This is a genomic window from Pseudomonas sp. ATCC 43928 (assembly GCF_005938665.2).
GTDB lineage: Bacteria > Pseudomonadota > Gammaproteobacteria > Pseudomonadales > Pseudomonadaceae > Aquipseudomonas.
On record NZ_CP041753.1, the window covers coordinates 2363213 to 2387608 of the forward strand.

22 protein-coding genes are annotated in these 24396 nt (G+C 59.6%); 5 read left to right on the forward strand and 17 right to left on the reverse strand.

The features are described from left to right. Nucleotides 1–31: 31 nt before the first annotated feature. On the reverse strand, nt 32–790 hold the full coding sequence (locus FFH90_RS10795; protein WP_018928231.1) for a TSUP family transporter: 759 nt from the start codon (nt 788–790) through the stop codon (nt 32–34). A gap of 116 nt (nt 791–906) precedes the next feature. Here FFH90_RS10795 and FFH90_RS10800 point away from each other — a divergent pair, with 116 nt between their 5' ends. Next, the gene (locus FFH90_RS10800) at nt 907–1845 is read left to right on the forward strand and encodes a LysR family transcriptional regulator (RefSeq protein ID WP_138867143.1); all 939 of its coding nucleotides are present in this window, start codon (nt 907–909) and stop codon (nt 1843–1845) included. 98 nt (nt 1846–1943) lie between these two features. Here the strand turns inward: FFH90_RS10800 and FFH90_RS10805 are convergent, their stop codons facing one another. The 3 genes from FFH90_RS10805 to FFH90_RS10815 all read right to left on the reverse strand — a co-directional run bounded on the left by FFH90_RS10805 (nt 1944) and on the right by FFH90_RS10815 (nt 3638). Next, nucleotides 1944–2504: a YSC84-related protein gene (locus FFH90_RS10805; RefSeq protein WP_086945340.1), complete on the reverse strand. Its 561-nt coding sequence runs from the start codon at nt 2502–2504 to the stop codon at nt 1944–1946. A gap of 241 nt (nt 2505–2745) precedes the next feature. Beyond that, entirely contained in the window at nt 2746–3018 is a 273-nt protein-coding gene (locus FFH90_RS10810) for a hypothetical protein (protein WP_026331910.1), read from the reverse strand. A gap of 218 nt (nt 3019–3236) precedes the next feature. Next, a complete protein-coding gene (locus FFH90_RS10815) occupies nt 3237–3638 on the reverse strand; it encodes a GFA family protein (RefSeq protein ID WP_111453719.1) in 402 nt (133 codons plus the stop codon). 182 nt (nt 3639–3820) lie between these two features. On the opposite strand from FFH90_RS10815, the gene FFH90_RS10820 reads away from it, so the two are divergent. Next, nucleotides 3821–5182 carry an MATE family efflux transporter gene (locus tag FFH90_RS10820; RefSeq protein WP_138867144.1) on the forward strand — a complete coding sequence of 454 codons (1362 nt, stop codon included), beginning with the start codon at nt 3821–3823 and terminating at the stop codon, nt 5180–5182. A 181-nt stretch (nt 5183–5363) separates the two neighbouring features. Here the strand turns inward: FFH90_RS10820 and FFH90_RS10825 are convergent, their stop codons facing one another. From FFH90_RS10825 to FFH90_RS10855, 7 genes are all read right to left on the reverse strand, one after another. After that, on the reverse strand, nt 5364–6113 hold the full coding sequence (locus FFH90_RS10825; RefSeq protein WP_138867145.1) for an SDR family oxidoreductase: 750 nt from the start codon (nt 6111–6113) through the stop codon (nt 5364–5366). A 190-nt stretch (nt 6114–6303) separates the two neighbouring features. Next, nucleotides 6304–7239 (reverse strand): SdiA-regulated domain-containing protein, encoded by a 936-nt coding sequence (locus tag FFH90_RS10830; RefSeq protein ID WP_111453722.1) that lies wholly within the window; start codon nt 7237–7239, stop codon nt 6304–6306. Further along, the gene (locus FFH90_RS10835) at nt 7236–8756 is read right to left on the reverse strand and encodes a glycosyltransferase family 39 protein (RefSeq protein WP_064616901.1); all 1521 of its coding nucleotides are present in this window, start codon (nt 8754–8756) and stop codon (nt 7236–7238) included. The genes FFH90_RS10830 and FFH90_RS10835 overlap by 4 nt, the downstream gene beginning before the upstream one ends. A 3-nt stretch (nt 8757–8759) precedes the next feature. Continuing rightward, nucleotides 8760–9038, reverse strand: a complete 279-nt coding sequence (locus FFH90_RS10840) for a lipid-A-disaccharide synthase N-terminal domain-containing protein (RefSeq protein WP_018928220.1) — start codon at nt 9036–9038, stop codon at nt 8760–8762. After that, nucleotides 9035–9775 (reverse strand): glycosyltransferase family 2 protein, encoded by a 741-nt coding sequence (locus FFH90_RS10845; RefSeq protein ID WP_018928219.1) that lies wholly within the window; start codon nt 9773–9775, stop codon nt 9035–9037. Before FFH90_RS10845 ends, FFH90_RS10840 begins: the two co-directional genes overlap by 4 nt. Nucleotides 9776–9824: 49 nt before the next feature. Beyond that, nucleotides 9825–10802 carry an NAD-dependent epimerase gene (locus tag FFH90_RS10850; RefSeq protein WP_138867146.1) on the reverse strand — a complete coding sequence of 326 codons (978 nt, stop codon included), beginning with the start codon at nt 10800–10802 and terminating at the stop codon, nt 9825–9827. A gap of 279 nt (nt 10803–11081) precedes the next feature. Further along, nucleotides 11082–11870, reverse strand: a complete 789-nt coding sequence (locus FFH90_RS10855) for an alpha/beta hydrolase (RefSeq protein WP_138867147.1) — start codon at nt 11868–11870, stop codon at nt 11082–11084. A gap of 245 nt (nt 11871–12115) precedes the next feature. Here FFH90_RS10855 and FFH90_RS10860 point away from each other — a divergent pair, with 245 nt between their 5' ends. Continuing rightward, nucleotides 12116–12934: an aldo/keto reductase gene (locus FFH90_RS10860; RefSeq protein ID WP_018928215.1), complete on the forward strand. Its 819-nt coding sequence runs from the start codon at nt 12116–12118 to the stop codon at nt 12932–12934. Between the two features lie 185 nt (nt 12935–13119). On the opposite strand, the gene FFH90_RS10865 is transcribed toward FFH90_RS10860, so the two are convergent. The 3 genes from FFH90_RS10865 to FFH90_RS10875 form a co-directional block, all read right to left on the reverse strand. Next, nucleotides 13120–14934 (reverse strand): DAHL domain-containing protein, encoded by a 1815-nt coding sequence (locus tag FFH90_RS10865; protein WP_064616905.1) that lies wholly within the window; start codon nt 14932–14934, stop codon nt 13120–13122. A 171-nt stretch (nt 14935–15105) separates the two neighbouring features. Then, on the reverse strand, nt 15106–16089 hold the full coding sequence (locus FFH90_RS10870; protein ID WP_138867148.1) for a zinc-dependent alcohol dehydrogenase family protein: 984 nt from the start codon (nt 16087–16089) through the stop codon (nt 15106–15108). 34 nt (nt 16090–16123) lie between these two features. Continuing rightward, nucleotides 16124–16870, reverse strand: a complete 747-nt coding sequence (locus tag FFH90_RS10875) for a cyclic nucleotide-binding domain-containing protein (protein WP_111453726.1) — start codon at nt 16868–16870, stop codon at nt 16124–16126. Nucleotides 16871–17086: 216 nt separating this feature from the next. Between FFH90_RS10875 and FFH90_RS10880 the strand changes: the two genes are divergently transcribed. Then, nucleotides 17087–19468 carry a phosphoketolase gene (locus tag FFH90_RS10880; protein WP_138867149.1) on the forward strand — a complete coding sequence of 794 codons (2382 nt, stop codon included), beginning with the start codon at nt 17087–17089 and terminating at the stop codon, nt 19466–19468. A gap of 16 nt (nt 19469–19484) precedes the next feature. Here the strand turns inward: FFH90_RS10880 and FFH90_RS10885 are convergent, their stop codons facing one another. From FFH90_RS10885 to groL, 3 genes are all read right to left on the reverse strand, one after another. Next, nucleotides 19485–19910, reverse strand: a complete 426-nt coding sequence (locus FFH90_RS10885; RefSeq protein WP_138867150.1) for a potassium channel family protein — start codon at nt 19908–19910, stop codon at nt 19485–19487. A 55-nt stretch (nt 19911–19965) separates the two neighbouring features. Further along, the gene (gene ftsH, locus FFH90_RS10890; RefSeq protein WP_138867151.1) at nt 19966–21792 is read right to left on the reverse strand and encodes an ATP-dependent zinc metalloprotease FtsH; all 1827 of its coding nucleotides are present in this window, start codon (nt 21790–21792) and stop codon (nt 19966–19968) included. A gap of 133 nt (nt 21793–21925) precedes the next feature. Beyond that, nucleotides 21926–23542, reverse strand: coding sequence for a chaperonin GroEL (gene groL, locus FFH90_RS10895; protein ID WP_138867152.1), 1617 nt, complete (start codon nt 23540–23542; stop codon nt 21926–21928). Between the two features lie 297 nt (nt 23543–23839). Between groL and FFH90_RS10900 the strand changes: the two genes are divergently transcribed. Next, nucleotides 23840–24337, forward strand: coding sequence for a BCAM0308 family protein (locus FFH90_RS10900; protein WP_138867153.1), 498 nt, complete (start codon nt 23840–23842; stop codon nt 24335–24337). The last annotated feature ends 59 nt before the right edge of the window (nt 24338–24396 follow it).

The following is a 24396-nucleotide window of genomic DNA, read 5'->3' on the forward strand; positions in this document are numbered from 1 at the left end:
CTCCGCTTGAGTGTAGCGGCAGAAAGCGCGCCTACACGAACAGGTCATAAGACAGTTTGCCGATCAGGATCAGCAGCAACACCAGGAACAGCGCCCGGACAAAGGGCGCGCCTTTATGTACCGCCAGCCAGGTGCCGGTCAGTGCGCCGAGGATGTTGAATGCAGCCATGGGGATGGCGATCAGGTAGAGCACGTTCCCCGTCGGAATGAAGAACATCAGCGCTGCTACGTTGGTGGCGATGTTCACCAGCTTGGCCGACGCCGAGGCATGCAGGAAGTCGAAGGCGAAGCAGCGGATAAACAGGAAGATCAGGAAGCTGCCAGTGCCGGGCCCGAACAGTCCGTCGTAGAAACCGATGGCGCCGCCGATGACGATCGCCAGCAGTTTTTCCTTGGTGCCGATGTGCATGGGCTTGTGCAGGGCGCCGAAGTCCTTTTTCCAGAAGGTGTAGATCGCCATCAGCACGATCAACACCAGCACCGCTGGCCGGATCACCGACTGGGGCACGAACGACACCGTGGCCGCTCCGAAGAAGGACATGACAAACGCCGCACTGGCGGCGGGGATCACCAGACTCCAGTTGATCACCACCTTGCGCACGAAGGATCGGGCGGCGAATGCAGTGCCGCAGGCTGCCGCAACCTTGTTGGTCCCCAGCAGCGCCGCTGGTTGTGCCGTGGGTAGCACGTTGAACAGCGCGGGTATCTGGATCAGTCCACCGCCGCCCACCGCCGCATCGATCAGGCCGGCAGAGAAGGCGAATACGCAAAGGATGACAATATCGATCATGGAATCAGGCTCTGACGGTGAAAGGTGGGTGAGAGTCCGGGGTTGAACGGAAGGTTAACCAAAGCGCTTTTTTTGTGTTGCAATACCACGTTGTGAAAAGTGCAACGAGGTGGCGCATGGCATTGGATATGTTGGGGGAACTTGAAGCCTTCGCGACGGTGGCTCGCAAGCGCAGCTTCGTCGCGGCGGCACGTGCTCTGGGGCGCTCCCCCAGTGCGCTGACCCGCGCCGTTCAGGCCCTGGAGGAAAGTGTCGGAGTCAAGTTGTTCAATCGCTCCTCCAATGCCGTGAGCTTGACCGAGGCGGGTGAGCGCTTGTTGCCTCACGCTTACAAAATGCTGGATCTGCAACGTGAGGCGGATGAAGACCTGGCCGGCATCAGTGGCCAGGCCTACGGCTGGGTCCGCTTTTCCGCCCCCGAGTTTCTCGGGCACGAGGTATTGCCCCGGCTGATCGCGCAGTACGCCGAGCGTTATCCGGACGTGAACGTCGATGGGATTTTCACCGATGAAACCATCGACCCGGCCAAGAGCAAACTGGACTTCTCGATTCGCGGCGGGTATCCGCAATCCAGTGACCTGATCGGCTTTCCACTCTGGAGTTATTCACGTTATCTGTACGCCAGCCCCGAGTATCTGGAGCGGCACGGGATACCCGACTCCATCGAGGCGCTGGAGGCGCACTCGCTGATCCTGCACACGGCGCCGCGGATTCTCAAGGAGTGGAATTTTCGCAGTGAGGCGCAGGCCATCAGCGTTCGGGCTCATCCCAAGTTTCGCTTCAACTCCGGTTCGGCGGTGTTCCAGGCAGCCCTGGCGGGCCTCGGCATTGCCCGCCTGGCGGACTGGCTGGCAGAGCCCGAAGTGCAAGCGGGGCGCCTGCTGCGGGTCTGTCCCGAGTACAAACTCACCTCCAGCAGCGGTGAGAGCCCGCAGATGCACGCGGTGTACCCGGCCGGCAATCTGCCGCTGCGGGTGAAGTCGTTGCTGGAGATGATCCGTGGTTTTGGTGAAAGTCTTGATCGAAAGCATGCAGTAACGCTTCAGGGGGCCTGATGCATTACGAATCGCGGACATAAAAAAGCGGGCGCCACTCGGCTGCCCGCTTTCATTTCACTTCACCGCTTGCGCCCGCAAGCGCCAAACGACCGGTTTCAGCGCTTGATCCGGGAAATCTTGGTTCCTTCGATGCTGACCCCAGCCATTAATCCCTGCTGGTCGAAAATGAACGCGTAAGCATCGTCCTTCAGCGTGGAGCTGGACAGATTCTTCGCCACCCCTTCATCAACCACAACAACAGTGGGGCCTACGCCAATTTCCCAACCCTTGGTTTCACGTAAATAGTTCACGGCTTTATCGGTCATCAGGAACACCACATAGCCATATGACTGGGCGCCTGCCTGCAACCCCCAGGACCCGGTTACGGAGTTGTAATAGTCCTCGACTTTCTTACCCATCAACAATTCGCCTTCGCCATAGCTGCCGCCAAACACCAGGCCCGCCTTGATGATTTTCGGGAAGACAAGAATCGCTTTAGCGTCGTGTGAGATTTTTTCGGCAACTGGTCTGGCCTTGTAGAGCGTTTGCAACGCTTGCCGAGAGTCGACATTCAGATCCTCGGCGGTTGCCGCACCAGCAGTGTTCAGGAAACTTGCCGATGCCAGTGAGGCTGTCGCAAGGACGATCGATAGGAAGAACCGCATTGACTGAGTCATGTTAGTACTCCGATACGGGAGCATTGGATGTGAGCAGCAGTCAGCACCTGCCCTCGGCAGAATCCGGGCCTGCTGAAATTATCCGGCGCACCCTAAAGTGTGTGAGCTACTGGCGTCGCCCTTGAATGAAGCAGGCCAGAGGCCTGTGATCAGTAGCGATGCCATCACTGGTTTCGACCTCTGCGTGTTGGCCGGGTTCGAAAAAAACAAAACGGGTGCCTGACGAGGCGCCCGTTTCCATTTATTCCGCGGCCTGCGCCCGCAAGCGTCTGCCGATCACATCCATCAAATCACAACCATCGCGCAACGGTATGGCCAGCAGTTTGGCAAAATCCGACAGCACCACCGTGTCGCAACCGATCTCGGCGCGGAAGGCGATGTTTTCCAGCACCTGCGTGACCGCGCGGATGCGGTAGTCGGCCATGGCTTGCAGGACGTCGAGTGGGGCTTGGGTGTCGATGAGCAGGGAGGCCGGGATCAGGTCGATTCCGGTGAGGGGCATGTATCTATCCATAGGTGAAACTCCGAATCAGATTTAAAGGGACTGATCCGATCTGCAGGTCGCCAAACCTGGTCGCTTCGTGGGCGGCGGGGTGACTATAGGTTCTTCGCGCCAGTAGGGGGTAGGGGCGATTTCCGAGGTTGGTGTAGGACTTGTATGTAAAGCTGGCGTGATCAGTTTGGTTGAAAGTTGGAGTCCGGAGCATGCAGCGTTGCGTATCTGCTTAGCGCTCATTCGCACGGCGGATACGATTCGTGAAGTTCATACCATGGTGCCTTGGAGGCAACATGAATATGTTTCTGTTTCTGCGGTATGAAGGGAGTGTCCAGCGTGCCCAGAGCTACAGAAATCCAATGGGCGTACTCGCCTTGAATTCTTGACCAGAACAATGTCGAGCCACAGTGCGCACAGAACTGGCGAAGCACAGATTCGGACGAAGGGTAGGACTTGATATCAGATGCGCCGCTCAAGATCCGAAACTCACTGCGTAGAACACTGCCGTAAGTAGCGAATGCCGCCCCGTGGCTTTTCCGACACTGGCCGCAATGGCAATGATTCACCGCTTTTGGCGGAACAAGCATCTCGTAACTCACCGCTGCACAAAGGCAGCTTCCCTGGTAAACCTTCGTCACTCACTCGACCTTCCGTGAAAAATAGAAGCTTAACGACCACGCACTCATCCGTCGATCGTTAGCTTTCGGCCTAGCCCGGAAGCAGCCATTACACATCCAAATCCACAAAACAGGACCGCGTTATTCCAGTCCCCTAGCGTAGAATTTCCAAAACGCCAGCCCCCACCCGAGACGGACCCTCAATGCAAACCCCAGCCAAACCCCAACACCCCCTCTGGCAAACCTACCTCCTATTCCTCGCCCCCATGGTCCTTTCCAACTTCCTCCAGTCCATGTCTGGCACCGTCAACAGCATCTACATCGGTCAATTGCTCGGCACCCAGGCGTTAGCGGCGGTGTCCGGCATGTTCCCCGTGGTGTTCTTCTTCATCGCCCTGGTCATTGGCCTCGGCGCCGGTGCTGGGGTGTTGATCGGTCAGGCCTGGGGCGCCCGTGAGCCGCATCTGGTGAAGGCCATCGCCGGTTCGACGTTGCTGTTGGGGGCGATGATCGGGTTGGTGGCGGCGGTGTTGGGCAGTGTGTTTGCCCGGCCGGCGTTGCAGGGGTTGGGCACGCCGGGGGATGTGCTGGACGATGCGGTGGCGTATGCCCATGTGATGATGTGGATTTTGCCGTCGCTGTTGGTGTTTGTGTTGTTCACCCAGTTGCTGCGCGGGGTGAGCGATACGCTGTCGCCGTTGTTGGCGCTGGTGGTGTCGACGTGTGTCGGGCTGGCGCTGACGCCGGCGTTGATTCTCGGTTGGTTGGGGCTGCCGCCGATGGGGATTCAGAGTGCGGCGTGGGCGGGGTTGGTGGGTAACCTGTCGGCGATGGGGTGGCTGGCGTGGCGGTTGATTCGCAAGGGGCATCCGTTGGCGCCGGATCGGGAGATGTTTGCGGCGATGCGGCTCGACAGGGTCATCCTCGGCAAGGTGTTGCGCATCGGGCTGCCGACCGGGTTGCAGATGGTGGTGCTGTCGTTGTCGGAGCTGGTGATTCTGGCGCTGGTGAACCAGCACGGGTCCCAGGCGACGGCGGCGTACGGGGCGGTGACGCAGATCGTCAATTACGTGCAGTTCCCGGCGCTGTCGATTGCGATCACGGCATCGATCCTCGGCGCGCAGGCGATCGGGGCAGGGCGCCTTGAGCGCATGGGGGAGATTTTGCGCACCGGGTTGTTGATCAACGTGTGCCTGACCGGCGGCCTGGTGCTGTTGGGTTATCTGCTGTCGCACTGGTTGCTGGGGTTGTTTCTTACGGATGATTCCACCCGGGCAATGGCCGAGCACTTGTTGCACATCATGCTCTGGAGCCTGTTGGTATTTGGTTTTCAGGCGATTGTCGGCGGCATCATGCGCGCCAGCGGTACGGTGTTGGTGCCGGTAGCGGTGTCGATTGTGTGCGTGGTCGGGGTGCAGTTGCCGGTGGCGTATCTGCTGGATACGCGCTTCGGGCTGCCAGGGGTGTGGATGGCGTTTCCGGTGGCGTATCTGGGCATGCTGATGCTGCAGACGCTGTACTACAAAATGGTCTGGCAGCATCAGAAGATCGAGCGGTTGGTCTAGGGGGCGTTCTCCATTAGTTTCCCGGCCCTTCGGGTTGTGCCTTAAAGCGGGCCAGCCTGCGTTGCAGGCCTTGGAAAGGGAACAACCATTCCCAGCAGCCTGCGCCTTGCCTGGCTCGCTTTAAGGCGACAACGCGGCGGGGAAACTAATGGAGAACGCCCCCTAGGCCCTCGACGGTCCCTCAACTATTGCGCTTGAGCCAGGTTTCGAAGCGCGTCGGCCCGACGATGGGGTGCTCTCCCGGCGTCAGCGAGTGGTCATCGATCGGCGCGCCGAAGTAGGGGACCGTGTCGTCCGGTTGGGCCTGGCGCGGGTCGTTGGTATGTTGCAAAAACAAGCGCACGAACTCCACCAGCGGCCAGCGCTCAGGCCCGGCCACTTCCAGGGTGTTATTGCTCGGCGCTTGCACCGCGACTTTCGCCAGCGCCATCGCGACATCGGTTGCGGCAATCGGCTGCAACGCGGCGGAGGTCAAGCGCACGGTGTCGCCTTCCTGTAAGCCCGAGTGGGAAATGGCCCCGATGAATTCGAAGAACTGCGTGGCCCGCAGGATTGTGTAAGGAATGCCTGAGTTCTTGATGAGTTGTTCCTGGGCCATTTTTGCCCGGAAATAGCCGCTGTCGAGCATGCGCTCGGTGCCTACCACCGAAAGCGCGACATGGTGTTTGACCCCGGCGGCCTTCTCGGCGGCGAGCAGGTTGCGCCCGGAGGTTTCGAAGAACTCGAGCACGGCAGCATCTTCGAAGGAGGGCGAGTTGGCCACGTCGACCACCACATCGGCGCCTTGCAAGGCGTTTTGCAAGCCCTCGCCGGTGAGGGCGTTGACGCCGGTGCTCGGTGACGCGGCCAGGGTTTCATGCCCCAGGTCTTGCAGGTTTTTGCAGAGCTGCCTGCCGATCAGCCCGGTACCGCCAATCACGACGATTTTCATGACGAGTCTCCCGATGCGTGCGCAGTGGGGTGCGAGGTGTCAGCCCCGCTTGGACGTCGTATTTCTGGTCGGGATGGGGGGCTGGCTTGGAATCCTGCAACCATTAAAGACCCGGAATGTCCTCAATGGCGCAGAGATTGGAAACTAGTCCGATAGATGGTCGGGGCCGGCCCATCCGGTGCAAAACCCATTATTGCTTCTGCTGATTTTCCGCCACAGCAGCTTTGGACTTGGAGAACCGATAGAACAGGTTGGGCTCGCTCACAATGTACAGCTCGCCGGAGGTGTCCATGGTCATGCCTTCGGCTTGCGGTATGGTTTTTTTCAGGTCATTCAGGCCGAGCAGGGAGCGGAAGCTGACGAAGTTGCCGTCCTGGTCCAGTTCGGTCACGTTGCTGGATTGCTCGCTCAATAACAGCAAGTGACCGGTCCGCGGGTCGTAGTAACCCTCGGAAAGGTCCAGGCCGAAGACGCTACGGTCGATCCAGTGGGTCAAGTCCTGGATGTGCACCTGCAACGGGCTGCCGATGGACGCCAGCATGCCCGTGACCGTAAACAGCTGCCGCGGATCGCGTTCCTTGATCGCGAAGATACGGTCATTGGCCGCATCATAGGTCACGCCTTCAAAGCCCTTGTTGTGTTCGCTCAGGTTGATCTCGATGGCAACGAACGGGGCGTTCTCGACATGGATCGGGCCAGGGCTGTCCGGCAAGGTGATGACGTACAGTCGCTGCAACTGTTCATCGGCGATCACTACGCGTCCGTTACCCAGGTAAGCAAGGCCTTCGGTGTCCTGGAAGCCGATCAGCGGGTAACGTTCAAGCAGATCGCCGTTGCGGTTCATGGCCACAATCTGCATGGGCCCACCATTGGTGATGCCCAGCAGCCGATCATGGTCCGGGTCATAGGCGATGCCGGACAGATTGGTGATGTCCGCGACAGGCTTGGCCTGGATCACGGCTTTATAGTCCGGCAGCCAGATATTTTTATCGGGCGCCTGATTACCATGCCAAAGAGTTTTCCAGTACGCATACAGCTGCTGGTGAACCATGAAATGTGCAGAAACCACGTAGGCGCCAAGCAATACAACAATGAACAATATCCCCAGCTTCCCTCTCTTGCTCATGACTTGTCCTTGTCCCAGCTGAAGCGATAGACCTTTTTGGGTTGTCCGGGCTGGCATTGGCCGTTATCGGCATCGGCGCCGACGATCGACCATTGCGCGCGAGACGTTTCGCCGAGCTCATGAGCTGCCTCGGGATTGAAACACTTGCTCAGCACTTCGTCCGGGACCAGGGCGTAGGCATCACGGTGTTCGCGTAGCCATTGCGCCGCTTGTTCGACCGAGGAACTGCTCATCCCGAAATGCACGATCGGCTGCCGGGCGAATAACCAGTGGCCCTCGCGCCAGTCGACCAGCACCAGCTCGGCACCGTGGGTCATGGTCGCCGCCTGCGCCATGATCGCTTCGTGGGGGTTGGGACCTTCCTTGATCGGCTCGATGAACCCGCGGGCGAACCACAGAACGAACCAGCTCACCACCAGCGCCTGGAATACCCGCATACCGCGCGGACGTTTTCCGAACCAGCGCTTGAGCAGCCAGGGAATCAGCGGCGCCGCCACCAGCACCAGACCGGGCAATGCCGGATAGATGTACAACTTGCGCTTGCCGGTGCTCAGGCAGAAAAACAGCACCACCAGCACGACCCAGCTCAACAGCACCAGCACTCGACCGTCGTGCTTGCGCAGTTGCTTGCGCCAGGCCGGAACCAGCCACGGCAGGGCCAGCACCAGCGGCAGCCAGTATTGCGGGATCACGTTGACGAAGAAGTACCAGAACGGTTCGCGATGGTCCCACGCGGCGGCATAGCGTCCCGCTGTCTGGCGCAGCAGGATTTCTCGCGCATAGGCGACTTCTTCCGCGGTGCCATTGAGCACAATGGACAGTGCCAGAGGCAGCAGCCAGATCGCGATAGCCCCGAGCGCCACCAGAAAGCCCAGGAACCATTTGCGCTTCTGGCCGGGCATGGCCACCACGCCGGACCAGTTTTTGCGCACCGCGTAGGCATACGGAATCAGCATCAAGGCCGGGACGAAGCCGACCCCTTTGGTGATTATGCCAATGCCCATGGCGGCGCAGCCCACGTAAAACCAGCGCCAGGCTGGCCCGAGCAGCAGGTGCCGCGCCAGTCCGTACAGGCCCAGGGAGGTGAACAGAATCAACAGGCTGTCGATCTGGCCGGTACGCAGGATGCTATAAGTCTGATAGGTGGCCAGGTACAACAGCGCGGCTATTCGACCGATGCGCTGATTCCACAGCCGGCGGCCCAGGTCGTAGACCACGGCCGTGACCGTCGCCGCCGACAACATCCCCGGAATATACAGGGCGAGGGCGGGCAGGCCGGTGAGCCACGCGAAGAACGCCACCATCCACATGAAGACCGGCGGTTTATCGCCGTAGATCTCCGCAGCGCGGTGAGGGATGAACCATGACCCGTTGTGCAGCATCTCCAGCGCTACGCCGAGGAAACGTTCCTCGTCGACGTTTTGCGGTTGACGCAGCCCCAGGCCAGCGCCGATCAACAGCAAGGCAAGCAGCACCAGGCCCAGGCATTCGATGCTGGGCGACAGGGTTTTACGCATGGCTCAGTCCTTCAGGTGTTTGGTGCGGGCAATCAATTGCAAATTGCGCAGATAGACGATGGAACCAAAGGCCTGGCCAGCGATGAACACCGGGTCTGCCCGGTAAATGGCATAAGCGAGCAGCAGGGCGCTGCCGACAATGCTCAGGTACCAGAAACTCACCGGGATCACGCTGCGTTTTTTGTACTCGCTATACAGCCACTGCAGGATGAAGCGACCGGTAAAGGCGATCTGGCCAGCGAAGCCGACCACCAGCCACAGGGTTTCGCGGGAGAGGTTCATCCTTCGATCTCCTGCGCGTTGGTGTTCAACCGCGTGCGCTTGATCAGCCACCACACACCGAACAGGTCAAGAATACCCACCAGGGCGCGGTCGATGTTGCCGTATTTGGACACACCCGCGGTGCGGGGCCGGTGGTTGACCGGGTGGACGATCATTCGGCCGTTGTGACGCTGGATCAGCGCGGGAATGTACCGATGCATGTGGTCGAAGTACGGCAGGCGCAGAAACGCCGCGCGTTCGATCAGCTTCAGCCCGCAGCCGGTGTCCGGGGTATCGTCATTTAGCAGGCGGCGACGCAGCCCGTTGGCAAAACGCGAAGCCCAGCGTTTGCTTGCGGTATCGCGGCGGTTGACCCGGTGCCCGGCTACCAGCTGAACGTCGACCAGACCCTTTTCACCGCGCACCAGCGCCAACATCCCGGGGATGTCCGCGGGGTCGTTTTGACCGTCGCCATCAAGCGTGGCCAGCCATTGCCCCCGGGCGGCGATTGCCGCGTGGTAGAGGGAGGTGCTTTGCCCCAGCGAGCGCTCATGGCGCAGGATGCGCAACGCGTCCAGGCCATTGTTTTTCAGCTGCCGCAGCTCATGCAGGGTGGAGTCGGTGCTGCCATCGTCCACCACAATGATTTCGTAGGCCTCACCGTTCAATGCGGCGTGGACTTCCTCAAGTAACGGCTTGAGGTTGTTTGCTTCATTCTTTGCTGGAATCAATACAGATACAAAAATGTCTTGGCTCATAGAGTCCTCTCCCTTGCTCCCTGGTCTATTTTTATCAAGGGCTAACGTTTTATATCTGATAGAAGTGGCGATACCACTTCACAAATTCCGCTACGCCAGTTTCAACCGCCACTTGAGGGCGGAAATCGACCCACTCGGCCAGCGCCGAAATGTCGGCCCAGGTCTTGATCACATCGCCTGCCTGTAGCGGCATGAAATTGCGTTGGGCCTTGATGCCCAGCGCCGATTCCAGGCAGTCGACAAACTCCAGCAGTGGCACGGGTTGGCCACGGCCGATGTTGAAAATCCGGTTTACACCAGCGCCCGGCTCGTTCGGCACCGGTGGCTTGGAGCGCAGGCGGGCGACGCTTTCAACGATGTCGTCGACATAGGTGAAATCGCGCGACATCTGGCCATGGTTATAGATGTCGATCGGCAAGCCTTTCAGGATCGCCTCGGTAAACTTGAACAGCGCCATGTCGGGGCGCCCCCAAGGTCCGTAAACGGTGAAAAAGCGCAGGCCGCTGGCCTTCAGGCCATAAAGGTGGCAATAGCTGTGCGCCAGCAGTTCATTGGCGCGTTTGCTGGCGGCGTACAGCGAAATGGGGTGATCGACAGCGTCTTCGACACAGAACGGCATTTTGCTGTTGGTGCCGTACACCGAGCTGCTCGAGGCATAGATCAAATGCGCGGGGCGATGGTGCCGGCAAGCTTCCAGCACATTCAGAAAGCCCACCAGATTGGACTGCGCATAGACATCCGGGTTGTCCAGTGAATAGCGAACACCCGCCTGGGCGGCCAGATGCACAACCTCGGTGAAAGCATGGTCTTTGAACAAGGCCATCAAGGCCGGTTTGTCGACGATGTCCAAGGCCTGGAAACGAAAGCCCGGCAAGGATTCAAGCTCTTTGAGCCGTGCGTGTTTGAGTTCTACGCTGTAATAGTCGTTGAGATTGTCGATACCGACGACTTCAAGGCCTTCTTGACACAAACGCTTGACGGTGTGATACCCAATAAAACCGGCGGCGCCAGTAACCAGAACCGTCATGAGGCCTGCGCCTGTGAGTGACTGATTCCGATTCTGCGCAAAGGGCGCTTTTGCATCACAATCCCCTGTAAGTACTCGCTGATCAGTATATTTTTTGGGCTTTTTGCCACCATTGGCTCCATGCCTTGCTCCATTGTATTGGTAAAGTTCTGTGCAGTGCACATCATGAGCCGCAGAAATGGCAGCCGTATACCCTGCCAGTTGGATTGTAAAAAAAACGTTAAGTAATTACTTCGTTTTTCTGACCGCCTGCTTAAAGGCGTGCTGGTATGAGGGTGCTCACAACGCGGCGCCTAGCATTTTCAGGTAGTTGGGGCTCTCGGAGATCGAGTTGTGGCCCGTGTCCGGTATGACCTGCAGCGAGGCCACGCCTTTGGCGAAATGGGTGTAGAGCCGGTCTGTGCTTGCGCGCGGTATGACTTCGTCGTGCTCGGCCGCAACCAACAGCGTCGGGACGGTGATGTGAGCGGCGTATTTCCAGGATTCGAACTTGTCCTGCAACAGCCATTTCACCGGGAACCAGGGAAACTGGCGGGCGGCGAGGTCTTCAAGGCTGTTGTAGGGCGTGATCAGGATCAGCCGCGACGCCGGGCGCTGGCTGGCCAGGCGCACGGCAACGCCTGAACCCAGGCTGCGTCCGATCACTGCAATATCAGGATGGCTGTTGTAGACATAGTCGAACAAGGCCATGGCGTCACGCTGAATCGCCTCCTCGGACGGCGACCCGGTACTGCCACCGTAGCCTCGGTAATGCAGCAAGTAGATCGCATGATCCGCAAACGCTTGCGAAAACCCGGGCAGGCTGCGGGAAACGTCCTCGGCATTGCCACCAAAGTAGATCAACGCCTTCGGCCCGTCGTGCGGCCTGACGGTCACCAGCACCTGCGCGTCGGCGACTGACAAGGTAAGAAGCGATTCGGGTGTGTCGATGGCGCGAGGTTGCGGGTAGTAGATGAGGGCCCGTTGAAACACGAACAGCGCGACGCAGAGCAGCAGGTATGCAACGGCAATGAAAGCGAAGAGAGACACCAGGGTTCGCGACATTCGGCTAAGTTTAGTGGACGGCATGGACTGCTTCGGGCCTGAGACAGCTATTGCTGGAGCGTCGCCAGAGTGTAGTCCAGCAATTTCAGCTGTGCAGAAGCGCCGCCCAATGCCCGTGTGGGTGCGAGCACCTGTGGCGAGGGGGCTCGCCCCCGTTGGGTCGCGAAGCGGCCCCAAAACCTGCAATCGCGGTACACCACATGCAATGGTTTTACGACTGCTGCGCAGCCGAACGGGGGCAAGCCCCCTCGCCACACGGAGGCAAGAACATGCTGACCCGAGCCATTCCTTCCAGCAACGAGCCGTTGCCCATCGTCGGCCTGGGTACTTATCGCGGTTTTGATGTCACGCCTGCCGACGCTGCTTACAAGCAACTGCAGGCGGTGCTCAGCGCGTTGTTCGAGAAGGGTGGAAAGGTGATCGACAGTTCGCCCATGTACGGTCGCGCCGAGCAGACCACCGGTGAGCTGCTGTCGATCCATCGCCCTCGCTCGCCGGCCTTCCTGGCCACCAAGGTCTGGACCCGTGGCCGCGAAGAAGGCATCGCGCAGATGGAGCAGTCGTTCAAACTGTTGCAGACCGACCGGATCGACCTGATGCAGATCCACAACCTGCTGGACTGGAAAACCCATTTGCCGACCTTGCGTCAATGGAAGGCAGAAGGGCGCATCCGCTACATCGGCATCAGCCATTACACGGCGTCGGCCTACGACGAAGTGGAGGCGGTGTTGAAGGGTGAGCCGATGGATTTTTTGCAGATCAACTATGCCCTGGACGACCGCGCTGTCGAAAAGCGAATCCTGCCGCTGTGTCGTGAGCGCGGTGTGGCGGTGATCTGCAATCGGCCCTTCGGTGGCGGCGGCCTGATCGCTCGATTGAAAGGCAAACCGCTACCGGGATGGGCTGCGCAAGTGGGGATCAACAGCTGGGCGCAACTGGCGCTCAAGTTCCTGCTGGCTCATCCGGCGGTGACCTGCGTCATCCCCGGCACCGGCAACCCGCGCTACATGGCGGAAAACGCCGGTGCAGGTTTCGGCCCGATGCTCACGGATGCACAGCGCCAGCAATTGATTGCGTTGGTGGGGTGAGGGCTACCTTGTAGCAGCTGCCGAGCAGCGCGAGGCTGCGTTCGGCTGCGCAGCAGTCGTGAGTCCGACTGACGCGGTCTGCCTGATGCACCGCAAGCTCTGGTTTGACGACGGCTTCGCCGCCGAACGCAGCCTCGCAGGCTCGACAGCTGCTACCAGCGAACGCAGCCGCTGCTCGGCAGCTGCTACAGGCTTACGGCGGCTGGCATTACTTGCGCCATCTCCAGCGGAATTTCCAGGGTAAAAATCGCTCCCTGGCCGGGTCCATCGCTATGGACGCGAAGGTGCCCGTTCATTTCCACCGCCGCGAGTGCGCAACTGTGCAGGCCAAAACCATGACCTTCCTTGCGCGTGGTAAAGCCGTGATTGAAGATGCGGGCCATGTTCTCGGCGGCGATCCCTTCGCCCTGATCCTCTACGCTGAAGCGCAGCGTTGCGTTATCGATAATCCTGACGCCCAGCGTCATACGGCGCTGATGATCGCTGACCCTGGACATCGCATATTTGGCATTGCTGATCAGGTTGATCAGGATCAACAACAGTCGGTGTTTGTCGCCGATGATGGTCGGTGTGGCCTGGTAGTCTTTGATGACGGTGACATGGTGCCGGCTCAAGGCGCCGGAATTCATGCGTAACGCATCTTCGAACAGATCGACGACATTCAACGGCTCGACCAGCCGGGCGGCGCCGGCATAGGCCTGTTGGGTGGCAACAATATCCTTGATGTGATCGATGCTCTTGGTGAGTTGCGCCAGCTCGTCAACGATGCTCGATTGCTCGGTCGCGATGGAATCGACCAGTTGATTGAAGTAAAGGGGCAGCAGTTTGCCTTTTTCATCGTGCGTCATGAACTGCCCCAGGTCTTCGGCATGTTCATTGATCATTTTTACCGCTTTGCCCAGGCCGAGGGTTTTGCTGGTCGACAATTTGCGGGTGATCAATTCCGCGGAGACGTTAACGCTATTCAACACATTACCGACGTTGTGCAGCACGTTGGTCGCGATCTCTGCCATACCGGCCATCCGCGCGGCGTCGATCAGTTCGCGCTCGGCTTCCAACAGTTCATGGGTGCGTTCCTCGACGCGTTGCTCCAGCCGCTCGTTCGCTGTCTGCAATTGGTTGTTCATCTTGTTGATCAGCGCATAACTGCGAATCAGACGGGCCGCCAGGTACAACAACAGCAGCGCCATGATGCCAGCGCAGATCCCCAGGTAGAGGTGGTATTGGCGATCTGTCGCGGCTGTGCGCCGTTGTGTCTCGTTCAATAACTCGTTGATGCTGTCCAGTTGCTGTGCGACCGGAATGACACTGATGCGATCAACCAGGTCATTGACGATGGGCTGCTCTCGCACAATGGCATTCACAGCGTCTACAAGTGCAGTGAAAGTCGGGCGCCGTTCAGGCGGCAGTTGATTGATGTACTCATTCAGGTATTCCAGATGCCCGGAGATTTCCTCAGCCCGTTCGCTGCTGACATAGAGGGCGTACTCAAGGGTGTCCAAGGTAAGGTCGAACACCACTGACGCCGCCCGAGCATCCACCGACGAGAGTTTGTCGTTGGAATCTTCCTGCAACACCCGAATGGCATCTTCCAGCGTAGGCAGGGCCTCGAATGCTGTTCGCAAGGCCGTGTTGTGCTGTTTGAATTGCTCAACCAACCGGGCTTTGTTTTCTACCGCTTCCAGATAACCCTGACGTCGGGTTTGCCAAAGGGTCGGGAGCGGGCCGACAGCGTTGAGGCTATCGAGCTGTTGCCAGCGCTCTTCCGCTTCAGGCGGCGCCACCAGCAACAGGTTGTTGTTCATGCCGATTTTTGCTCGCAGGAGCTTCACGTTCCAATTGGCATCGTATTGCTTGAGTTGACGCACGAAGTCGCGCGACTCGAAGTAGGTCGATGTGTCGTACGAGTAGGATTTGATCAGCAAAAATATCAGTACGCTGAAGAGGGTCAGTGCAATGGCTGCCAAGGCAGACCATTTGTAATGATTAGAAATCTGCATGGCGGCATTCCTCCCTGATACAGGCTGTCCTGAGAGAGAGAGGCTGCCAACGGTCAATTAATTCCATTTTTTGCGCTCCCTGCAGAATGACGAGGCATCGCCACGTCATCCGTAAGCCTAGCGTTGTTGGTGGACGGTGCCGGAAAAAACACCGAACGGCAGGGGCGAGCGTCAGGGGACGAGCACGATCGCCCCTTTGACCTGACCGGCCCGCAGGCTTGCCAGCGCCTGATTGGCATCGTCCAGGGCAAAACAGGTGACGTCGCTGTGCACGGGCGTATGGCGCAGTTCGGCAAAAAACGCGGTGCCGTCTTCGCGGGTCAGGTTCGCCACCGAGCGGACGCTGCGTTCGCCCCACAACAGTCGATAGGGGAAGCTGGGGATGTCGCTCATGTGGATGCCTGCGCAAACCACACAACCGCCCTTGACTGTGGCTTCCAGCGCCAGTGGCACCAGTGCACCGACAGGGGCGAAGATCAGGCTGGCGTCGAGCGGGTGCGGTGGCGGCTGATCCGAAGGGCCTGCCCACACGGCGCCCAGCGTCCTGGCATAAGCCTGGCCCTCGCTGTCGCCCGGTCGAGTGAAGGCGTACACCTGCTGTCCTCGGCCCCGCGCCACCTGAATCGCCAGATGCGCTGCCGCGCCGAAGCCATAGAGGCCCAGGTGGCGTGCACCTTTGGCCATTTGCAGGGCGCGAAAACCGATCAGCCCGGCACACAGCAGCGGTGCGGCTTCGGTGGTCGAGAGCGCGTCCGGGAGGGGGAAACAGAAGTGGGCATCGGCAACCGTGTAGTCGGCATAACCGCCATCCCGATGACAGCCGGTGAACTGTGCCCGGTCGCAGAGGTTTTCACGGCCCGAGCAGCAAAACGTGCACTCACCGCACGTCCAGCCAAGCCAGGGAACGCCGACGCGCTTGCCGACCCAGTCGGGCGAAACGTCGCCACCCACCGCTGTCACTTCACCGACGATTTCATGGCCCGGCACCCGCGGCAGCACTGCTTGCGGCAGTTCACCGTCCACTAAATGCAGGTCGGTGCGGCACACGCCACAGGCCAACACCTTGATCAACAGTTGCTGCGCGCCGGGCTGCGGCACGGGACGTTCTTCCCGTTGCAGCGGCTGGCCGGGGGCATGCAGAACCATGGCGCGCATGACGATTCTCCAAAAGCCGATGCACCGCAAGGCGTTACAGGGGGGATTCCCGGTGGCAGCCGGCGACCAGTTGCTTGAGCCCGTCCAGATTCAGCACTTTGACGTTACGCCCGGAAATCTCGACCAGTTCCGAGTCCCGTAGATGAGCGATGCCCCGACAGATGGTTTCCAGGCGCAGGCCCAGATAGGAGCCGATCTCTTCGCGACGCATTTTCAGTACAAAGTCTCTGGACGAGTAACCCCGAATGCTCAACCGTTGCGACAGGTTCAGGAGGAAGGCGGCCAGGCGTTCATCGGAGTTCATGTTGCCCATCATCATCAGCAGGTTGTGCTCACGGACGATTTCCCGGCTCAGGATCTTGTTCATGTTGTGCTGCAACGAGGGCAGCTCCAGGGCGAGTTTCTCCAGTTGGGCGAAGTTGAAGGGGCAGACTTCGCTGTCCTCCAGGGCAAAGGCACTGCAGGTGTGATGATCATCGCTGATAGCGTCCAGACCGAGCATCTCGCCGGGGATCTGAAACCCGGTGACCTGCTCGCGGCCGTCGACCGACAGCATGCTGGTCTTGAATGAACCGATCCGCACCGCGTAGAGCGAGCGCAACGGATCGCCGGCCCGGTACAGGGCTGCACCTTTTTTAACCTTTACACGCTGAATGATCAGGGTATCCAGTCGTTCGACTTCGTTGCTGGTCAGGCCAATCGGCAGACACAACTCCAGAACGCTGCAATTGGAGCACGCGGCTTTCAGATAGTGATGTTGATATGGCCGGGTTTCAGGCATCGCAAAAACTCCCCCTGACAGGAGCTTAGAGCATAGTTCGGATCCCCCGTTTCAATCGGGCGTTTACAGATAGAATCGATGAGCGGGGAAAATCTTGTTCCTGTTGAGCCGGGATAGACGGCCCAAGACTTGATGTAAATCAAGTCTTGGGCCGTGCAGACACCCAGAATCGACGCATATCTTGCGGTTTAAACCGAAGCCCTGGCGGAGGACGTCATGAGCGATTTTCTGAGTGCCGAGCAACTGGAAGGGCTGGATGCCTACTGGCGGGCGTCCAATTACCTGGCGGTCGGGCAGATCTACCTCAAGGACAATCCGCTGCTGGCGGTGCCGCTGACGCTGGCGGATGTAAAGCCACGGTTACTGGGGCACTGGGGCACGACGCCGGGGTTGAACCTGATCTATACGCACCTCAATCGCCTGATCACGGCCCACGACCTGAACATGATCTTCATCGCCGGCCCCGGGCATGGCGGGCCGGCCATCGTGGCCCAGACCTACCTGGAAGGCACGTACACCGAGCTCTACCCGTCGGTGGGGCGCAATACCAATGGCCTGGCCCGACTGTTTCGGCAGTTTTCCTGGCCGTATGGCATTTCCAGCCATGTGTCGGCGCAGATTCCGGGATCGATCCATGAAGGCGGCGAGCTGGGCTACAGCCTGGCCCATGCCTACGGTGCCGCGTTCGACAACCCGGACCTGATCGTGGCGTGTGTGATTGGCGACGGCGAGGCGGAAACCGGGGCGTTGGCGGCCAGTTGGCATTCCAACAAGTTTCTCAACCCGGCGCGTGACGGGGCGGTGTTGCCGATTCTGCATTTGAACGGATACAAAATCGCCAACCCGACGGTGCTCTCCAGCATCAGCGAGGAGGAGTTGTCGGCGTTGATGTACGGCTATGGCTACGACCCATATTTCGTCGAAGGCGATGACCCGGCCGAGGTTCATCAAACCCTGGCCAGAACGCTGGACACCATCGTGCAGGAGATTCGCGACATTCAGCGGGGCGCGCGTCAACGATCGTCGTCCCGGACGCTGGAGCGGCCCCTGTGGCCGATGCTGATCTTGCGCACGCCCAAGGGCTGGACGGGGCCGACTTTCGTCGATGGCCAGCGGGTCGAAGGCACATGGCGGGCGCATCAAGTGCCCTTGGCCGACTTTCAGCAGCCGCAGCATCTGCGGCAACTGGAGGAATGGCTCCGCAGTTACCGCCCTGACGAATTGTTTGACGCCAATGGCACCCTGTTGCCCGAGATCGCGGCGTTGGCGCCGACCGGCCATCGGCGAATGAGCGCCAACCCCCACGCCAACGGTGGGCTGCTGTTGCGCGCGCTGGATCTGCCACGGTTCACCCAGTATGCGGTGAACGTCGAGGCGCCCGGTGGCTTGCGGGCAGAGGCCACTCGGGTGCTGGGCCGGTTTTTGCGCGACGTGATGAAATGCAATCTGACGTCGAGCAATTTTCGCCTGTTCGGCCCGGACGAAACCGCCTCGAACCGGCTGGATGCGGTGTATGAAGTCAGTGCCAAGGCGTGGATGGAGCCGCTGGGGCCTGATGACGTCAATCTGTCGGCCGATGGCCGGGTGATGGAGATTCTGAGCGAACAGGTGTGCGAAGGCTGGCTCGAAGGTTATTTGCTGACCGGCCGGCATGGGGTGTTTTCCTGTTACGAGGCGTTCATCCACATCGTCGACTCGATGTTCAACCAGCATGCCAAATGGCTGAAAACCGCCGCCGAAGTGCCGTGGCGCAAACCCGTGGCCTCGCTCAACTATGTGCTCACCTCCCATGTCTGGCGCCAGGACCACAACGGCTTCTCCCATCAGGACCCGGGGTTCATCGATCTGGTGGCGAACAAAACGGCGGACGTGGTCCGGATCTACCTGCCGCCCGATGGCAATTGCCTGCTGTCAGTGGCCGATCACTGCCTCAGGAGCCGCAACTACATCAACGTGATCGTGGCCGGCAAGCAACCGGAGTGGCAGTGGCTGGACATCGATGCCGCCATTCGTCATTGCCAGGCCGGTATCGGACGCTGGGACTGGGCCTGCCGCGATGACAGCGATCCCGACGTGGTGATGGCCTGTGCCGGCGACGTTCCGACCCTGGAAACCCTGGCGGCGGTCACTTTGCTGCGCGAATACGTGCCGGATCTGCGGGTGCGGGTGGTCAATGTCGTCGACCTGATGGTCCTGCAGCCGTCGTACCACCATCCCCACGGTTTGCCCGACAGCGCCTTCGATGAATTGTTTACCGTCGACCGGCCGGTGATCTTTGCTTTCCACGGCTACCCCGCGCTGATCCACCGGCTGCTGTACAAGCGCACCAATCATGAAAACTTCCATGTTCGCGGCTTCAAGGACGAGGGGGCGACCACCACACCGTTCGACATGGCAGTGCTCAATAATCTGGATCGGTATCAGTTGGCCCTGGATGTCATCGAGCGCGTGCCCAGGCTGCACGATCAACTCCAGACCGCCCGGGCGCGCTATTGGGCGACGATGGAGAAACACAAGCTTTACCTCATCGAACACGGGCAGGACATGCCCGAAGTGATGGAGTGGCAATGGACGCCTGCGCCGGGCAATCAGGGCTGATGGACGGCTCCGGGCGTTACTTGCTCTTCCAGTACTTCTGCATCTCGAGAAACAGGAACGAAGCGGTCCAGGAAATCAACACCAGCCCGGTCAGTGCCTCCAACCCGGTCAGGTACTTGAGGTTACCCATGGGTGAAATATCGCCGAAACCGATAGTCGTGAACGTGGTGAAGGAAAAGTACACGCAGTCCATGAACGAACCATCGAAATTGCCGCTCAGGCTGCCCCATTCACCGGAGCGGATCAGCAGGTAATAGACCAGCGCGAAACACCAGACTTCTAACGCATGGGCCACCATCGCGCCGAATACCCCGACGACGATCCGAAAGCGGCTCCAGAGTTTGAGCCTGGGCAGCCAATCGTTCAGGCGCAGCAGGCATTCGTAGTGGATCACCACCGTGATGACCACCACCAACGTGTTGATTAGCGTGACTGCGAACATGATGGGCCTTCAGCGATGGGGGCAGGGCGCCGTCTGCGGGCGATTGTTCGCAGCGTCACGGGGCTGGTAATGCCGGGGTGGGCTTGAATGGCATCAGCGCCGGGAACTCCTCGGGCGTGAGGGTTTCCTTTTCCAGTAACAGGCGGGCGCCCTCGTCCAGGTCGGCCCGACGACTCTGAAGCAGCGCCTTGGCCCGTTGGTAGGCTTCATCGAGCAGGGCGCGAATACCCAGGTCGATTTCCCGGGCTGTCTGTTCCGAATAATCCTTTTCGCCCATCGTGGCCATGCGATCTCCCAGGTACGTTGGGGTTTGCTTTTCCAGCACCGACTGCCCGAGTTCGGGGCTCATGCCGAAGCGGGTGATCAGTTGCCGGGCGATATCGGTCGCGCGGCCCAGATCGTCGGCGGCCCCGGTGGAGATCTGGCCGTAGACAAGGTCCTCGGCGGCGCGTCCGGCCATCAGCACGACAATCCGGTCCTTGAGTGTCTGGCAACTGATCAGGAAGTGATCCTCGGTCGGTCGCTGCAAGGTATAGCCCAGCGAGCCGATGGCCCGGGGCACGATCGAGACTTTATGCACCGGGTCCATGGCCGGCAGGCTGCTCGCGGCCAGGGCATGCCCCATCTCGTGATAGGCCACCACCCGGCGCTCGTCGGCATCGAGCAGGCTGCTCTTGCGTTCAAGCCCCGCGATAAGGCGTTCCACTGCGGCGGTGAAGTCGTTCAGGCTGACCGCCTCGGCGCCGCGACGGGTGGCGACGATGGCCGCTTCGTTCACCAGGTTGGCCAGGTCGGCGCCGGTGAAACCAGTGGTGATTTCGGCGATACGTGCGCTATCGAGGCCTGGTTCCACGGTGATTTTCTTCAGATGAACCTTAAGAATCGACTGCCGCCCTTTGCGATCGGGACGGTCGATCAGAATCTGCCGGTCGAAGCGCCCTGCGCGCAACAGCGCCGGATCAAGGACCTCCGGCCGGTTGGTCGCAGCCAGCAATACCACGCCCTCACGCGGATCGAAGCCGTCCAGTTCGGCCAGTAACTGGTTGAGGGTCTGTTCTTTTTCGTCATTGCCGCCTAATACGCCGACGCCACGCATCTTGCCCAGAGCATCGAGTTCATCAATGAAGATGATGCAGGGTGAGGCCTGGCGGGCCTGTTCGAACAGGTCGCGGACGCGGGCCGCACCGACCCCGACGAACATTTCGACAAATTCGGACCCCGAAATCGAGAAAAACGGCACACCGGCTTCACCGGCGATGGCTTTGGCCACCAGGGTCTTGCCGGTGCCTGGCGGGCCGACCAGCAAGGTGCCCTTGGGAATGTGCGCGCCCAGGCGTGCGTATCGGGCCTTGTCCTTGAGGAACGAGACGATTTCCACCAGTTCGGCTTTGGCTTCGTCGATGCCCGCGACATCGGCGAAGGTCACTCCGGTGTCGCGTTCGACAAAGATCCTGGCCCGCGACTTGCCGACATTCATCAACCCGCCAAGGCCTTGTTTGTCCGCCATCCCGCGAAACAGGAAATGCCAGAACACCATGATCATTATGAACGGCAACAACCAGCCCAACAGGCTGTTCATAAAGGTGTTTTCATTGACCCCGGTAAAGCCGACGCCCGATTGGGAGAGTTCGGTCGCCAGCGACGGATCGACCCGCACCGTGGAGAACCGGTCGCGTCCGTCGATGGGTTCCACCAATTTGCCGCTGATCCGGTCCTTGTCGATCTGCAAGTCACTGACTTTTTGCTCGTTCAACAATTGCATGAACTGGCTGTAGGGCAGGGGCTGCACGGCCTGGCGCTCGACAAAGAAGACCTGCATGAGGCCCATGACGATAAAAGCGATCGCGAAGTAGGACAGGTTCCACCGGTCGTTCTTTTTCATGGCCTTGGCTCAGAGTGTGAACGCATATCGGTAAGCCAGCGGCCATCCCGTTTACTATAAAGATAGCCTGCTTCAGCTTCTCCCTCGCGCAGGGCGCCGGATGATGTGCACAGATCACCTCACCTCGTGCCGGTCATTCAGGAAACGGTGGCTGGGCAGGCGATTCCTTTTCTGGAATATCCGTCATGGTCGCCTCGGTGAGCAGCAGGACACTGGCAACCGACACGGCATTTTCCAGGGCAATACGCACCACCTTGGTCGGGTCGATGATGCCGGCTTCGTACATGTCCACATAACAATTGGCTGCCGCATCGAAGCCCACGTTGCCCGGTTCGGCGAGCATGCGGGCAATGACCACGCCGGCATCCACCGCCGAGTTTTCAGCGATGAACCGGGCCGGTGCTTCCAGAGCCCGACGCAGAATCTGCAGGCCGGTTTTGACATCGCCCTCATGGCTGGCTTCCTCGGCTGCGATCATCGGCACCGCCTTGAGCAGCGCCAGGCCGCCACCTGGAACAATGCCTTCGGCGATTGCTGCCCGGGTCGCGGAAATCGCATCGTCGAGTGCATCCTTGCGCGATTTCATTTCCGCTTCGGAAGGCGCGCCGACGCGGATCACCGCCACGCCGCCAGACAGCCTGGCCAGGCGTTCCTGCAGTTTTTCCCGGTCGTAATCGCTGGTGGTGTTGTCCATTTGCACGCGGATCTGTTGCAGGCGCGCCTCGATAGCCTCGCGTGTACCTGCGCCGCCAATCAGCGCGGTGCTGTCTTTTTGCACCACGACGCGATGAGCCCGGCCCAACTGGCTCAATTCCACCTGTTCGAGGCTGATCCCCAACTCATTGGAGATCAGGGTTGCGCCGGTCAGAACGGCAATGTCCTGAAGCATTTCCTTGCGTCGATCACCGAAGCCTGGCGCCTTGATCGCCACCGCGCGCAATACCCCCCGAATCTGGTTGACCACCAACGTGGTCAACGCTTCACCCTCTATGTCGTCGGCGATCAGGACCAGTGGCTGGCCACTTTTGGCAATCAGTTCCAGCAATGGCAGCAGGTCTTTGAGCACGCCGATCTTATGGTCACAGAGCAGCAGGTAGGCATCGTCGAGTTCGGCCTGCATCTTCTCGGTATCGGTCACGAAGTAGGGCGAGACATATCCACGATCCAGGCGCATCCCTTCCATGACCTCGACCACTGTTTCGGTGGTCTTGGACTCTTCGACACTGACCACGCCTTCAATGCCGACCTTTTCCAGAGCGTCGGCCACCAGCTGACCGATGACCGCGTCGTTATGGGCCGAAAGCGTGGCCACCTGGGCTTTTTCCTTGGGTGTGCTGACCGGGCGCGATTGTGCCAGCAGTGATTGCATGACCAGAGAAAGCCCCCGGTCCATACCGCGCTTGAGGTCGATCGCACTGGCGCCCGCGACGACGTTGCGGATGCCGTCGGCCAGCATTGCATGGGCCAGGACCGTCGATGTGCTGGTCCCGTCCCCCACGGCCTCGCCGGTGCGTTCCGCCGCCTGACGCAACATCTGCGCACCCAGATTCTCCTCGGGGTCCAGCAGGTCGATCCGTTTGGCAATTGTCACGCCATCGTTGCAGACCGTCGGATTGCCCCATTTATTCTGAATCAACACCGATTTCGATTTCGGTCCCAAGGTCACCCGGACAGCGTCCGCCAATTGTGTGGCTCCGCTGAGGATTTTCTCGCGAGCGCCAGCACGAAACAGGATTTTAGTGTGAGCCATCAGGTTGTTCTCCTGAAGAGTTCTGCATTGTTTCAGCTTCTATGAAATGGCACGTGCAGCGTTGATTTTTATCAACAAAGTCACACAGGCAGGTGTGCAATCGCAGTACGTACCGTTCGGATGATCGACCGTCGGTTGTTGGCCCGAATTGACAAATATCAACCTGCGCCTTAGCAAACCGGGCCCAAATGAAATCTTCAAATCCACCGTGTTTTCAGTGGACCTGACTGGAAGGGGGGCGATTTTAAAACACGGTTCGCGTGGGATTTTCAGCCAACTCATTTGCGAGGAAAGACCATGGACAAGTTTCAGCAGAGTCAGAAAAACCAGCTGTTCAAAACACCGGCCCATGATCCTTATTGCTTGCCGAAAATCGAAGGCTCTGCCGTCTGCCCGCAGTGTGGGGCCGCTTACCAGGCAGGTAACTGGACCTGGAAAGTTCCTGAAAACACGGTGGTTCATGATGCGCAATCAGTGACCTGCCCAGCCTGTCAGCGTACCAATGACAACAAGCCGGCGGGTACGCTCACGCTATCGGGCAGCTTCTTGCCCGCGCATCGAAACGAAATCATCAACCTGATCGAAAACACCGAGAAAAAGGAAAAAGCGGAGCATGCCCTGGAGCGCATCGTCAGCCTGACCGATTCGGAGGGGGCGCTGGTTGTGACCACCACAGGCATCCATCTCGCGAACCGCCTGGGTCATGCACTGAAAGCGGCCTTCAAAGGGCACGCCGATTATCAGTACAGCGATGATGAGTTCGGGGTGAACATCGACTGGACGCGTGACGAGTAGAACCGGGGAAGGTGTACTCGACGCTACAAAACTTGAAGAAATGACAGGAGGTCGGGATC